Source organism: Micromonospora sp. NPDC006431, assembly GCF_042870725.1.
In the GTDB taxonomy this organism is placed as follows: domain Bacteria; phylum Actinomycetota; class Actinomycetes; order Mycobacteriales; family Micromonosporaceae; genus Micromonospora.
On sequence record NZ_JBIAHQ010000008.1, the window covers coordinates 269,005 to 283,142 of the forward strand.

Genomic DNA, 14,138 nt, shown 5'->3' on the forward strand with positions numbered 1-14,138 from the left:
CGCCCGCGACCGACACAGACAGCGGAGAAACACATGACGATCATCTGGAAGAAGGACCTGCCGCTGCCGATGGCGCGGCCCCGGTACTACGACTACGAGTACCTGCGCGCCGACGACCTCACCCAGGCGCTGGACTACCTGCTGGCCCGGCAGAACCTGGCCGCCCGGCTGCTGCGACCCATGGGGGTGGTCAGCGGCCTCGAGCTGACCGCCACCGGCAGCGACGTGACCGTCGGCCAGGGCGTCGCGATCGACAGCGACGGCATCGTTATCGTGCTGCCGGAGAGCCGGCGCACGACGCTGCCCGGCGACGGCACCTTCTTCGTCTGGGTGGAGTACCACGAGTTCCTGTCCGACCCGCGCGACGAGGGCGGGGCCGCCGGGGAGACCCGGTGGACGGAGGAGGGGCTGGTCAAGGTCAGCGCCACCGCCCCGACCGACGCCGCGCACTCGGTTTTGCTGGGCAAGGTGACCCGGACCGGCGGCACGGTGACCGTGCAGGGCACCGGCCGGCAGGTCGCCGGGCTGCGGGTGCCGGTCGGCGCGATCGTGCCCGCGGTCGGCTCCGGGCCCCAGGCCGGCATCACCTTCCCCACCGACCCGGGCGGCGGCTCGGGCGACGAGGCGTTCATCCGCTACTGGCCGTACAGCGGGGAGAACACCCTCCTACGGATCGCCAACAACAACGACCCCGACGACCTGATCGCGTTCCAGCAGTACGGCGCCGACCGGCTGCGCATCGGCGGCGGGATGCTGCACCTGGGCAGCATGGAGGGCAGCCTGGTGAGCGCCGGGCAGGTGGTCACGGCGCTCGGCTTCTGGGGCCCGGGGATACAGCACGCCCAGCTGTCGTTCCGTGCCGGCAAGGGCTTCGAGCTGGTCGACCGCAGCGCCGACGGGCCGAACCTCAGCTACGCCGAGGGCAGCAAGCCGTACGCCGACCTCGGTGTGCGGGAGCTGCGCGCGAGCGCCCTGCGCGGGCGCGGCGGCCTGTCGCTGACCGCCGAGGGCAACTTCGCGGTCCGGGCCAGCGGCGGCGTCACCGTGTTCAGGGACGGCACCGGCAACGGGGACCTGACCGTCCAGGGCAACGCGTGGGTAAACGGGAACCTCACCCTGCCCAACTGGAGCTGGATCAACGGCGGCACCCGGCTGCACATCGGCGGTCCGGAACGCCTGCACCTGCTCAACGCCGCCGGCGTGTACGTCGGCTTCGGTGGGGTTGCCGGCAACGACAGCGGCTGTCTCTGGGTGGAGAACCGCAGCTCCTTCGGTGGCGACATGCGGGTGACCGGCAAGATGGTGGTCGGTCCGGCGACGCCGCCGCTGGCCTCGTGGAGCGGCGGCGGCATCAGCACCTTCGACCTGTTCTCCTCCGGCGCCATCTACCTCGGCCTCAGCGAATCCAGCGGCTACACCATCAGCCTGAACGCCGGCAGCGGCATCATCAAGGGCAAGTCCAAGCAGTTCGCCATCGACCACCCGCTGGACCCGCCGGACGCCACCGAGCGCCGCCAGCTCATCCACGCCGCGCTGGAAGGACCGGAGAACGGCGTCTACTACCGCGGCGAGGGCCGGCTCACCGACGGCGCGGCCACGGTCGAGCTGCCCGCGTACTTCGAGGCGCTGACCCGCGCCGAGGGCCGAACCGTCCACCTCACCCCGGTCTTCGAGGACGACGAGCCGGTCTCCCCGCTCGCCGCCGGCCGAGTCCGCGACGGCAGGTTCCGGGTCCGCACCGTCGACGGGTCGGCCGCCACGCACGCCTTCTACTGGGAGGTGAAGGCGGTCCGCGCCGACCTGGAGCCGCTGGCCGTGGAGGTGCCCGCATAAGCCCACCGGCTGGTGCGGCCTGGGCGGCGACGCGGCGAGCAGCCCGGAGCCGAGGTGGGTGCGGCGTGCGCACGGCGCGGTCTGCGGCAGCCGGTGCAGCAGGTCCGCCCCGGCTCCGCGCACTGCCGACGGGACGGGCCGTGTCGGCGGGCGGCGTGGGCGGCCCGACCAAACCGGTGGGCCGCCGCGCCGATCGGGCCGGCGCACCACCGCCCGGCGGAGCCCGGGGCTCCCCCGATCCCCGGCCGCCGCCCCGCCGGTCGGCGGCCGCGCTGCTCGATCGGCGCGGATCGGCCGCCGCTCGGATCGCCGCGTTGCCGATAGCCGACTCATGCCTTGCCGCGCTGACCTGCGCTTTCGACAGTGGACACAGCCCTCGCCCGGCCAGCCCCGACGGTCCGCGGCAAAGCGGCGACCCGCCGGCGTGGACGCCGCCCGCGCCGGTCCTAACGGAAAGCGGAGGCACGGAAATGGACAGCGTCACGGTCGATCCGGAATACCAGGTGACCGTCTTCGAAGAGGACGACGACCCGGAGTCCCTGATCGGCGACGAGGTCGACTACGACCTGGCCATGGACGAGGAGCACTGACGTGAGCGCTCATCTGGCACCCACCCTGCGGGTGCTGCGCGAGGAGATCAACACCCGGTGGCCGCACCGGGACCGCAGCTCCGACGGCTGGATCGGCGACGCCGCCCACCAGGCGCGCGGCTCCCGCTCCGACCACAACCCGGACGGTGACGACCGCTCGGTCAATGCCATCGACGTGGACGTCGACGGTATCGACCCGCTGCTCGTGGTCCGCCACTGCATCACCCACCCGTCCTGCCAGTACGTGATCTACAACCGGGTGATCTGGAGCCGCGTCCGCAGCTTCGCCCCGGCGCGCTACACCGGCACCAACCCCCACAACAAACACCTGCACGTCAGCGTCAGCCACCAGCGTGCGCTGGAGGACAGCCAGCGGCCATGGGGGATCGCCACCGCAGCGGTGACCCGGCTGGGCGACCGGGTGCTGCGCGCCGGGTGCCAGGGCAGCGACGTACGGGAGTTGCAGACGCTGGCCAACCGGGTCGGCGCCCGACTCACGGTCGACGGGGCGTTCGGCCCCCGAACCATCGCCTGGGTCCGCAGCTTCCAGCAGGCCCGGTCGCTCACGGTGGACGGCCTCGTCGGCCCGGCCACCCTCGCCGCCCTACGCAAGGCCACCGTGCCGCCCCCACCGCAGCCCGGGCGCGCGCCCGGCGCCCGCACCGTGCGGCGGGGCAGCACCGGCGACGACGTCGCCTTCGTCAAGCGCTTCGTCGGCACCCGCCGCTGCGGCCCGCCGGGCGTCGACTTCGACGAGCGCACCGACGCGGGCGTCCGCTGGTACCAGCGGATGCGCGGGCTCACCGACGACGGCATCGTCGGCCGGCTCACCTGGGCGCAGATGGGCGTCCGGGTCACCTACTGAACAGGCTCGGGAGTTCTCATGCGCGTGTCCTTCCGTCCGGCCCGGGACGGCTTCGCCTTCACCAACGCCTTCGTCAACCACATCAAGATCATCGGCCTGCCGATCACCGAGACCAAGGGCCGGTGCGGCGGCATGGCGTTCGCCGCGCTGGACCACTGGCACCGGCGGCTCCCGGTGCCCGACGCCAGCGCGCTGCCGGCCGACGGCAACCCGGTCGCCGACTACGTCTACGACCGGCTGATCACCAGCATCATGGACAACTGGGGGATGTACGCCCAGTTCATGAGCACCCCGGACCACCCGACGACGCTGCGTGGGATCGGCGTGGCCCGGATGACCCGGGAGGAGCAGTTCCCCAAGCTCAAGCAACTGCTCGACCAGGGACTGCCGCAGCCGCTCGGGCTGGTGCAGTCCCGCGACCCGGCCGGCTTCGGCAACGACCACCAGGTGGTGGCGTACGGCTACGAGCAGGACGCCACCCGCACCCGGATCTTCATCTGGGACAACCGCTTCCGGCGGCGGGAGGACGTGCTGGAGTTCAAGACCGCGTACGACCCGGCCGACCGGGCGGTGCGGCAGAGCAACGGCGACGAGTGGCGGGGCTTCTTCGTGGAGCGCTACTCCCCCCGGGTGCCCTGGTACCTCGCGGGGGGCAAGCTGCTCAGCGACCGCTCGGACCCGCGGATCTACGTGGTGCACGGCGGGGCGAAGTTCTGGGTGACCAGCCCGCAGGAGTTCGACCGGCTGGGCCTGCGCTGGACCGAGGTGGTCGAGCTGCCCGACGGCTCGACGGCGTACGTCGCCGACCGGCCCGGTGACCGGCTGCTGCTCCGCGAGATCGACCGCCCCGAGGTGTACGTCACCTACGGCGGGTACGGCTTCCACATCCCCGACCCGGACACCCTGACCCGGCTGGGCTTCACCTGGTCCGACGTCCGGGTGGTGCCGCGCGACTCGCTGCGCGCCCTGGCCCCGGTGCCGATCGACGGCACGGTGCTCCGCGAGGAGCACAAGGATCCCGTCTACCTGGTGTCCGGCGGGGCGCTGCATCACGTACCGGACCCCACCACGTTCACCGCGCTGGGGCTGCGCTGGGACCGGGTCGGGGTGGTGCCGGACGGGGCGCTGGCCAAGTTGCCGATGGGTGACCGGCTGCCCACCTCCCACCTGCCGGCCTGGTCTGAGCTGCCGGCGGGTCAGCTGATCACCCGGGACCACGATGCGGTCGACTACCGGATCGAGGCCGGCGCCAAGCCGGCCGACGAGGTGGAGTTCGTGCTGACCCTGGGCTCCGGCCTGACCTGGCGCAAGGAGCTGGGCCTGCACGCGAAGGACGGCGACTGGACGATCGCGGTGCAGGACGCCAAGCGCACCGACGCCAACGGGCTCTACCGCTACCAACTCCCGCAGGGGCAGCTCCGGCTGCGCAAGGCGAAGCTGTTCGGCGCGGTCACCGGCGTGCTGGAGCTGAACGACCTGGATCGGCTGCCGGCCGGTGCCCGGGTCACCTTCACCTGGGTGCGGGACTGATCCGCGGATCCCGGCCGCCCCGGCATCGCGCCCGGGCGGCCGGCCGGGTCAGCCGTTCTTGCGGCCCACCGCGCAGTATTCGGAGGTGGGGGTGGTGTCGTTGCCGTCCGGACGCCACCGGGAGCAGGTGACCAGGCCGGGGTCGAGGAGTTCGAGCCCGGCGAAGTACCGCCCGATCGCCGCCGGGGTTCGGACGGCCATCTTGGCGGCGCCGCCCTCGTTCCACATGGCCAGCGCCCGGTCGACCGCCTCCGCGTTGACTTCGCGGGTCGGGTGCGACAGCACCAGGTAGCTGCCGGCCGGCACGGCGTCCACCAGCCGCCGGACGATCTGGATCGCCTCCTCGTCGTCGACGATGAAGTTGACGATGCCGAGCAGCATGATGGCGACCGGCTGGTCGAAGTCCAGCGTCCGGCGGGCCTCGGCCAGGATCAGCTCCGGGTCGCGCAGGTCCGCCTCGATGTAGTCGGTGGCGCCCTCGGGGCTGCTGGTCAGCAGAGCGCGGGCGTGCACCAGCACCATCGGGTCGTTGTCGACGTAGACGATGCGCGACTCCGGCGCGGTGGCCTGGGCGACCTCGTGGGTGTTGTTGGCCGTCGGCAGGCCGGTGCCGATGTCGAGGAACTGCCGGACACCGGCCTCGCCGGCGAGGTGGCGGACCGCACGGCCGAGGAACTCCCGGTTGAACCGGGCCGACTGGACGAGCTCCGGCATGAACGTGAGGACCTGCTCGGCGGCCTGCCGGTCGGCCGCGAAGTTGTCCTTGCCGCCGAGGAGGTAGTTCCACAGGCGGGCCGAGTGCGGGACGCTGGTGTCCAGCGCGTCGGCGCGGGCCGGGGCGGTAAGCGGCTTCTCGGTCACCGACGCTCCTTTGTGTCTGACGGTCGCGCACAGCCTAGGTGCCACAGGGGACCTGCGGCAACGCCGCATGGTCGGGGTGACCGGTGGGCGCCGCCGGGTCAGCTCTGCCGCAGGGGCGGCATCGGCACGGGGACGGCCAACGCCGTCGCCCCGGCGCCGGCGCCGCGCTCGCAGGTGTTCGGCGGCACCGTGCCGATGCCCCGCGTGGCGGGGCGTTCAGCCGCCCAGAACATGAAGCCCAGCATGCCCGGGGTGGCGCCGGCGCCGTGCGGGGCGACGCTCTGCACGTACGGGGCGGCGGTGCGCTGCACCGAGGTGGCGTAGTCGACGCACTCGGGCAGCGGCTTGCCGCCGTAGGCGAGGTAGACGCCGCCGGTGAACTTGGCCGGGGCCAGCGGCGGCACCGGTGGGCTGTACTGCGGCTTCCCGTCGACGTGCTCCTGCCAGCTCGCCTGCGAGGTGCTGGCGGAGGCGGGCCGGGCCGGCACCATGGCGTTGGCGTAGTCGAGGACCGGGGCGTCGGTGCGCAGCCAGTCGGCGGTGGCCTTGCGGTTCAGTTCGATCAACCACCGGTCGCCGGCCGCCACGTCGATGGTGAGCCGGGCCTCGGGCCGGGCGCCACTGGCGTCGTACGGGTGGACCGCCCGGTAGGCGTCGATGAAGGACTGGAGGCCGGCGAGGTTGGGGCCGCTGTTCTGCTCGTAGTCGATCTCGATGCCGACGCCGAGCCGGGTGGCGACCGTGGCGGCCCGCTGGCCGAGCAGGGTGGGGTTCTCAGCGAGGGCGGCGTTCCAGTCGTCGGTGTAGGTGATGCCGCCGACGGAGAGCATCACCCGCACGCCGTGCGCGGTGAACCAGCCGACGAGCTCGGGGGTCATGCCGCGCGGGACGCCGTCGAGGGTGGTGGTGTCGGTGCTCTGGTGCAGCAGGTCGAGCGGGTTGACGAAGCTGAGCACCACCAGGTTGACCGACGGGCGGCCGTCGCCCCGGTCGATCAGCCAGTGGTTCTGGCTGTCGAACTCGGCGACCGTGCGGGCCGTGCCCCAGGTGCAGTAGTCGTTGCCGCAGTGCCAGGCGCCGTAGACCTGGATCGGGGTGGCCGCGGCGGGTGCGGGCGCCGGCCGGGGTGGCGGCGCGGCGGCGGCGGGCGCGGCGTTGGCGAGCGCGAGCAGGAGCGTGGCCAGCGGTACCGAGCGTCGCATGCGGCCTCCCCGACTCAGCGGTACACCTTGTTTACAGTAGGGGGTCGAGCTCCGTCAATGCGTAGCGGCGATCTCGTCGAGGACGCGGCGCTGGAAGGCGCGGGCCTCGGGGCCGCTCGGCGGCGGTCCGCCCCGGCGGGCCTCGATCGACCGCCCGATCAGGTCGGCGTCCTCGCGGCCGACCCGACCGGGTCCGGGCCGGACCGGGCCCGCGGCGAGCCGCCGCCCGGCGTCCGCCTTGGCGAGCCAGACGCCCTCGCGGCAGCGGACCAGGGAGCGGCAGGCGCCGAGCACGGCATCCTCCGCACCGGGGGCCGGACCGTCCCCGGGCGGGGTCGGCAGCGCCAGCCACCAGGTCAGCGCCGCGACCAGCAGCCGGCGCAGGTCCTGCGGCGTGGGATCGGCGAACACGTCGGCCGCGGGCGGGCCGGCCAGACTCAGCCCGGACTGGCGCAGGATGCTGCGGTCGAGGGCGTACCAGAACCGCCCGTCCGCGGCGGGCCGGTCCGCCGGGTCGTACGTGGCGCGGAACGGCATGGTCTGGCCGGTGTTGAGTTCGACCTCGAACCCCGGCTCGGGGGTGCCGGAGGCGGCGACGTCCCGCCGGTAGGCGACCAGTTCCAGGCCGCGCGCCGGACAGGGCAGGGCCTCGTGTCGCAGCCGGTCCACCAGCGCCCGCTTCGCCGCGCCGTCGAGCGGGCGGGCCACCACCAGCGCCACGTCCACGTCGCTGCGCCCCGGCTGGTACGCGCCCAGCCCCACCGAGCCGGCCGCGTACGCGCCGACCAGATTGTCGCCGAGCGCCGCCCGGGCCCGGTCCACCAGTTCGGCGAGGTATCCGCGTACGTCGTCGTTCATGCCCGCATCCTGCCCGGCCCGTTCCGGGGTGGGCCGGTCGGGTCAGCGCGGCGGGTCGGGGCAGCAGACGGTCAACGCCCCGGGCACCGCCTTCACCTTCAGCCGCCGCGTCGTGCCCCGCGCGCTGCCGTCCAGCTCGTACGTCTTGGGCGCGGCGAAGCGCACCCGGACCTGGCGACCGCGGGTGATCCGGACCAAGGGTGAGTCGGCGGAACGTCCGGCGGCCATCCGGCCCAGCGTCCGCGCCCAGTCGACGGCGCCGCTGGCGGTGGAGACGCCGATCTCCAGGGCGCCGTCGTCGGGGCGGGCGTCGTCGAAGGCGGGGATGCCGCCGGTGATGGTGCCGACGTTGCCGAAGAGCACGCAGCTGGCCTCGCCGTCGAACCAGTCGGCGCCGTCCACCCGGATCCGGGTGTGGATCAGCTCGCCGCGCACGTGCCGCAGGCCGGTCCAGACGTACGCGATCCGGCCCAGCCGGCCCTTGAGCTTGCGGTCGGCGTCGCGGATCAGGTCGCCGTCGAAGCCCGCCCCGGCCATCACCGCGAAGTGCTCGCCGTTGAGCCGGCCCAGGTCGAGCTTGCGCCGTGGGCCGTGCAGGGCGGTTCGGAGCGCCTCGGACAGGTCGGTGGGGATGCCCAAATTGCCGGCGAAGAGGTTGGCGGTGCCGGCCGGCAGGATGCCCATCGGCACGTCCGTACCGGCCAGGGTGTCGGCGCAGCGCTGCACCATCCCGTCGCCGCCCCACACCAGGATCAGTTCGGCGCTCTGGTCGAGCGCCTTGCGGATCTTCTTCGGCGCCTTGCGGCTCTTCGGCACCTCGTACCAGATCAGCCGGCCGACTCCGGCGGCGACCAGGCGGGTCCGCAGCTCGTCCAGGCCGCCGCCGAGGGTCTTCTTGCGGTGGGCGACGACCGCGACGACGCCGGCCACCTGGGTGGCCGGTTCGATGCCGGGGCGGTCAGCGGTGCGCGTGCTCATGGCCACGGAGGTACCCAACGGCCGGAGCGTCCACGCCTCACCGCGGTACGACGCGCCCGATTCCGATCAGCCGCAGGCTGTGATCGATCGACCGCGTTCGGTAGAGTACGGGCGTTGATCGCTGGCGATGGCCGAGGTCGGAGGGGCGCTGGGATGAGTCGACGAGGCGGGCGGTGGACGCGCGTCGCGCTGCGCCTCGGGCTCCTGCTCGGCGGAGTCGTCGCGGCCTGGGGCGCCCACGAGGCCGCCATCACCGCGGCCGCCTACGCCGCCGACCGGCCGCCCGCCGCGCCGGTGGGCACCGCCGTCGACCTGCTCACCGGCGTCCTCCGCCCGGTCCTCGCAGCGGTGACACCCCCACCTGCACCAGAAGCGCCGACCGATGTCGCGGCCCCACCCGCCCCGCCGGCGGCACCTGCCTCCCGTCCGGTGCCGCCGCCGACCCGGACGGCGCCCAGCCACCCGGCCCCGGCCGGGGCTTCGGCCCGACCGGGCCGGGTGTCCGCCCCGCCGGCCCGCCAGGTGGAGCCACCCGCACCGGCAGGCGCGCCGAAGCCCGCCGAGGCGCCCCGCCCGACCACCGGGCAGCTCGGCGAGGACGTGCTGACACCCGTGGGTGACGCCCTGGGCGCGGTCACCGACCCGGTCCGGACGGGGGTGCTCACCCCGGTGGCCGACGCGCTACGGCCGGTCACCGACCCCGTGCGGGTCGGGGTGCTCACCCCGGTCGCCGAAACGCTAAAGCCGGTCACCGACCCCGTGCGGGCCGGCGTGCTCACCCCGGTGACCGACGCCCTCCGTCCGGTGACCGAGCCACTCGCCCCGGTTCTCTCGCCCATCTGGCAAGGGCTGGATCCGGTGCTCGAGCCGCTGGATCCCGTACTCGAGGTCCTTGAACCGGTGACCGACCTCGTGGATCCGCCACCAACGGCACCACCCGCGACGACGCCGCCGGGCGGCCCGGTCGGCGACCCGATGCCGGGCGCCGGCGCAGGCGGCGTCGGGCCGACAACCGGGCCGGTCGCCGGGCCGGTCGCCGGGCCGGTCGCCGGGCCGGTCGCCGGGCCGGTCGCCGGGCCGGTCGCCGGGCCGGTCGCCGGGCCGTTCGCCGCCCCAGCCAGACCTGCCTCGGCACCCGCACCCACCAGCGCCCCGACGGACCGGCACACCACGACACAGCTCTCGTCCCTGCCGCGCCTCGCCGCGTTGGACGCGCCGCGCCCGCCCGGACCGGACGCGGACTCCGCGCCAGCCACGCCCACCCCCGGCACCAGCGGATCCGGCTCGTCCGGCACCGTCCACGGCAGCCCGGCCGACGCCCCCACGTCGGTATGGACCCCGCCCGGCCTGGCCGGGCGCCGCTGCCACCCGACCGGTGGCGACGCTCTCCCCTCCCGCTCGCCCCGCCCGGGCACCCGGCCCGCCTGACCGGCGGGCCGCTCCGTGCCGTCCGCGCGGCACCGGCGACCTCCGCGTACCCGTATGCCTTGCCGGCCCCTGGTGGCCCGTGCCGGCCCGCGACGACGCCGGCACTCCCAATCGACGTACCCGATCACGATGGTGACCAGGAGTTACCCATGAACGTGACCATGCCCGTCGTCCGGGCCCGGTGGTGCGACATCGGCCGGATCGCCGATCTCGTCACCGAGGCCCTCGCGCCCACCAACCTCGGCGCCTGGCTCGTCCCCGACGAGCGGCGCCGGCCGACCATCCTCACCGCCGTGGCCCGGATCTGGACCGAACACGCGCTGCTCTTCGGCGACGCGTTCCTGCTCCCGGACCGCACGGCCGCTACCGTCTGGTTCCACCGCTACCGGCCGATCCCGCCCCCGGCCCGGTACGCCGACCGGCTCGCCGACGCGTGCGGTGCGCACGCGGACCGCTTCCTCCTGCTCGGCCGGAACCTCGCGGCGCACCGGCCCACCGAGCCGCACAACCATCTGGCCCTGCTGGCCGCGCCGGGCCCGGCGGAGTCGCGTCGCGCCGCGGCCGTCCTCAGCGCGGCGCAGCGCTGGATGGACACGCTGAGCCTGCCGACGTACGCGGACGTCGTCACCGACGACGACCGTGAATTGTTCGGGCGGCACGGATACCGCCACCGGGACGCCTTCCCGCTCGACGGCCACACGACCATGCACTCGATGTGGCGGTTGCCGCCGTTCTGGAGCGGCCGGGCCAGCCGCAACGCCCGCACGCCGGCGCGGCGCCCACTCGCCCTGCCACGTAACGGCCCGGTACACGGGTGGATGCTGCGCTGAGCAGGGCCGGATCCGCGACGGTGACCGGCATGCCCCTCCGGCCCGGTCACCGTCGCGGCGGCGTTCGGTGACGTCACCGTGGCCACGCCGGGTAACCGAGCCGTTCCTCAGCGATCGATGTCACACCCGCCGACGGCGACTGCCGGCGGGGTCAGCACAGGTCCGCTAGCCTGGCGGGCCGAGGCAGGGACACGATTCGGCCGAGCAGTCGGAGGGTATCGGGTGCGGATGCTTCCAACCGGTGACAACGGCAACGCAGGCGGTGCCACCGCCCCGAGCCCGGGGCGGCCGCGTCGGCGCCGGCGCATGCTGATCTTCCTGGCGGTCTTCGCGCTGCTGGCCGGCTCCGGCCTGATGGCCGGCGGCTACTACTTCGACAGCGTGCCCACGCCCACCGACCTCAAACTCCCGGAGTCCACCACCGTCTACTACGCGGACGGCCGCACGCCGATGGCCAAGCTGGGCGCGGAGAACCGCACCATCGTCCCGTACGACCAGATGAACGACTCGGCCAAGCAGGCCATCGTGGCGGCCGAGGACCGCACGTTCTGGACCAACAAGGGCATCGACTTCAGCGGCGTGCTCCGGGCCGCCTGGTCGAACCTCACCGGCGGGCAGCGGCAGGGCGCCTCCACCATCACCCAGCAGTACGCCCGCGTCGCCGCGGACCTGCGTGGGGTCACCTACTCGAGGAAGCTGCGCGAGGCGGTCATCGCCTGGAAGCTGGACGACAAGTACAGCAAGGAGGAGATCCTCGGCTTCTACCTGAACACCGTCCCGTTCGGCCGGGGCGCGTACGGGATCGAGGCGGCCGCGCAGACCTACTTCGGCAAGACGGTGCGCCGGGACGCGCCGGCCTCCCAGCAGCTCACTCAGGCGGAGGCGATGGTGCTCTGCGCGATGGTGAAGCAACCCGAGGCGGACCCGAACGACCCCGAGGGCTCCCCCGGCTACGACCCGCGGCGCAACGCGAAGGCCCGGCAGAACTCGATGGACCGGTGGAGCTACATCCGCGACGGCATGGTGAAGCTCGGCTACCTGACCCGGGAGGACGCGGCGAACCTGGCGTACCCGGACGACGTGAAGCCGATCGACCCGAACGCCGGCCAGTCCGGGCTGGACCGGCCGACCGGCCTGGTGGTCGAGCACGTGCTCAGCGAGTTGCGCCAGACCGAGCAGTTCCGGGGCAAGAGCGACGAGGTCATCCGCGACGGCGGCTACAAGATCGTCACCACCATCGACAAGCGGGTCCAGGACGCCGCCGAGGCGGCCGCCGACATCCGCCGCGGCACCGCCCCGGAGGCGGTCCGCGACCAGCCGAAGAACTGGCAGGCCGCGCTCGTCGCGGTGGAGCCGGGCAGCGGCCGGGTGCTCGGCTACTACGGCGGCAACGGAGGCTCCGGCGGCGCCGACTACGCCGGCTGGTACTACGACGAGAAGGGGCAGGCGCGGGGCTTCGGCCAGCACCCGCCGGGCTCGTCGTTCAAGGTGTACGACCTGGCTGCCGCCGTCGAGAACAAGATCTCCGTGAAGCGGCACTTCGACTCGCCGGACACCAAGGAGTTCCCCGAGTCGGGACGGACCAAGGACAGCCCAGCCGGCCCGATCCGCAACGCCGAGCACGCGCCCTGCCAGCCGAACTGCGCCCTCTGGGAGGCCACCGTCGCGTCGCTGAACGTCACCTACTTCGAGCTGACCGAGAAGCTGGGCATCGCGAAGGTCATGGACATGGCCAAGCGCGCCGGCGTCGACTCGATGTGGGAGACGGTGAAGGGCAAGCCGCAACCGCAGCGGGTGGACCTGCGCGACGAGCCGACCGACGAGGTCGCGAAGCGCTTCTCCACCGAGGTTGGCATCGGCCAGTACGGCATCACGGTGCAGGACCACGCCAACGGGATGGCCACCTTCGCGGCCGGGGGCAAGCGCGCCGAGGCGCACTTCGTCCGGTCGGTGACCAAGGGCGAGGACAAGATCTACAGCGAGCAGCTGAGGACGACGGACCTCGGGCTGGACGAGGAGGCGCTCAACCAACTCGACTGGACGTTGCGCCGGGTCAAGGCGGCCAAGTTGGACAACGGTTGGGACTCCGCCGGCAAGACCGGCACCTGGCAGGCCGGGCAGAGCACCACGCAGAACGTGCACACCTGGATGGTCGGCTGGACCGGGGCCCTCGCGGCCGCCGTCTGGCTCGGCACCACCGACGGCAAGCCGCTGCGGACGAAGGATGGCAGCTACGAGGTGTACGGCTCCAGCGGCCCCGGGCCGGTCTGGCGGCAGTTCATGGCACAGGCGACCGCGTCCCTCAAGCTCGACCCGGACAAGTACCGGTTCGACGACCCGAAGTTCCCGGACGACGCCCCGTCGACCACCGGCCCGGCGCAGCCGGCGCCGACCACCTCCGCGCCCCGGCCGACGGCGCGCCCGACGCCGAGCGCGACGCCCTCGGACGCCAGCCCCAGCCCGACCGAGCCGCCGACACCGGATCCGACGGGGTCGCCGTCGCTGCCCCCGCTGCCCACCCTGTCGCCGTCGAAGAGCCGAAAACCGGGAGGTACCGCGTGACGGGTGAGCTGCCGGAGTTGATCGTCCCGGATGCCGCCGCCTGGCGGCGGTGGCTCGGCGAACACCACGCCGACCCCGCTGGGGTGTGGCTGGTGCTGGCCAAGCGTGGCAGCCAGCGACCGACCACCCTCAGCTACGACCAGGCGCTCGAGGAGGCGCTCTGCCACGGCTGGATCGACGGCCAGGTCAAGGGGCGCGACGAGAGCACCTACCGGCAGCGGTTCACCCCGCGGCGGGCGCGTAGCTCATGGTCGGCCCGAAACGTCGGCATCGTGGCCCGGCTGCTGGCCGAGGGGCGGATGCACCCGGCCGGGATCGCCGAGGTGGACCGCGCCAAGGCCGACGGCCGCTGGGACGCCGCGTACCCGGGGCCGGCCACCGCGGAGGTCCCTTCCGACCTCGCCGCCGCGCTGGCCACGGAGCCCCGGGCCCAGGCGATGTTCGAAATCCTCACCGCCCAGAACCGGTACGCCATCCTCTACCGCCTCGCCGGCGCCAAACGCGCCGACACCCGCGAACGCCGCATCGCCCAGTTCGTCGCCATGCTGGCCCGGGGCGAGACCGTCTACCCGCAGCGCCGGACACTCGCCGAATAGCGGAC

General features: G+C 73.6%; 11 protein-coding genes. 7 read left to right on the top strand and 4 right to left on the bottom strand.

Going from position 1 to position 14,138, the window contains the following annotated elements; all coding sequences use genetic code 11:
• Nucleotides 1–33 precede the first annotated feature (33 nt).
• The 3 genes from ACFYM6_RS16950 to ACFYM6_RS16960 all read left to right on the top strand — a co-directional run bounded on the left by ACFYM6_RS16950 (nt 34) and on the right by ACFYM6_RS16960 (nt 4,818).
• A complete protein-coding gene (locus ACFYM6_RS16950) occupies nt 34–1,833 on the top strand; it encodes a hypothetical protein (RefSeq protein ID WP_387276401.1) in 1,800 nt (599 codons plus the stop codon).
• 591 nt (nt 1,834–2,424) lie between these two features.
• Complete coding sequence (locus ACFYM6_RS16955) at nt 2,425–3,288, top strand: peptidoglycan-binding protein (RefSeq protein ID WP_387276403.1); 864 nt, start codon at nt 2,425–2,427, stop codon at nt 3,286–3,288.
• An 18-nt stretch (nt 3,289–3,306) separates the two neighbouring features.
• Nucleotides 3,307–4,818: a hypothetical protein gene (locus ACFYM6_RS16960; RefSeq protein WP_387276405.1), complete on the top strand. Its 1,512-nt coding sequence runs from the start codon at nt 3,307–3,309 to the stop codon at nt 4,816–4,818.
• Between the two features lie 48 nt (nt 4,819–4,866).
• On the opposite strand, the gene ACFYM6_RS16965 is transcribed toward ACFYM6_RS16960, so the two are convergent.
• From ACFYM6_RS16965 to ACFYM6_RS16980, 4 genes are all read right to left on the bottom strand, one after another.
• A complete protein-coding gene (locus ACFYM6_RS16965; RefSeq protein ID WP_387276407.1) occupies nt 4,867–5,679 on the bottom strand; it encodes an SAM-dependent methyltransferase in 813 nt (270 codons plus the stop codon).
• 98 nt (nt 5,680–5,777) lie between these two features.
• Nucleotides 5,778–6,881, bottom strand: a complete 1,104-nt coding sequence (locus ACFYM6_RS16970) for a hypothetical protein (RefSeq protein ID WP_387276409.1) — start codon at nt 6,879–6,881, stop codon at nt 5,778–5,780.
• Nucleotides 6,882–6,935: 54 nt separating this feature from the next.
• The gene (locus ACFYM6_RS16975; RefSeq protein WP_387276411.1) at nt 6,936–7,739 is read right to left on the bottom strand and encodes a nucleotidyltransferase domain-containing protein; all 804 of its coding nucleotides are present in this window, start codon (nt 7,737–7,739) and stop codon (nt 6,936–6,938) included.
• A gap of 42 nt (nt 7,740–7,781) precedes the next feature.
• Nucleotides 7,782–8,717 (bottom strand): diacylglycerol/lipid kinase family protein, encoded by a 936-nt coding sequence (locus ACFYM6_RS16980; protein WP_387276413.1) that lies wholly within the window; start codon nt 8,715–8,717, stop codon nt 7,782–7,784.
• Between the two features lie 153 nt (nt 8,718–8,870).
• Between ACFYM6_RS16980 and ACFYM6_RS16985 the strand changes: the two genes are divergently transcribed.
• From ACFYM6_RS16985 to ACFYM6_RS17000, 4 genes are all read left to right on the top strand, one after another.
• Nucleotides 8,871–10,145, top strand: coding sequence for a hypothetical protein (locus ACFYM6_RS16985; RefSeq protein ID WP_387276415.1), 1,275 nt, complete (start codon nt 8,871–8,873; stop codon nt 10,143–10,145).
• A gap of 149 nt (nt 10,146–10,294) precedes the next feature.
• Nucleotides 10,295–10,975 carry a hypothetical protein gene (locus ACFYM6_RS16990; protein WP_387276417.1) on the top strand — a complete coding sequence of 227 codons (681 nt, stop codon included), beginning with the start codon at nt 10,295–10,297 and terminating at the stop codon, nt 10,973–10,975.
• 306 nt (nt 10,976–11,281) lie between these two features.
• A complete protein-coding gene (locus ACFYM6_RS16995) occupies nt 11,282–13,537 on the top strand; it encodes a transglycosylase domain-containing protein (protein ID WP_387276419.1) in 2,256 nt (751 codons plus the stop codon).
• Nucleotides 13,534–14,133, top strand: coding sequence for a YdeI family protein (locus ACFYM6_RS17000; RefSeq protein WP_387276421.1), 600 nt, complete (start codon nt 13,534–13,536; stop codon nt 14,131–14,133). The genes ACFYM6_RS16995 and ACFYM6_RS17000 overlap by 4 nt, the downstream gene beginning before the upstream one ends.
• The last annotated feature ends 5 nt before the right edge of the window (nt 14,134–14,138 follow it).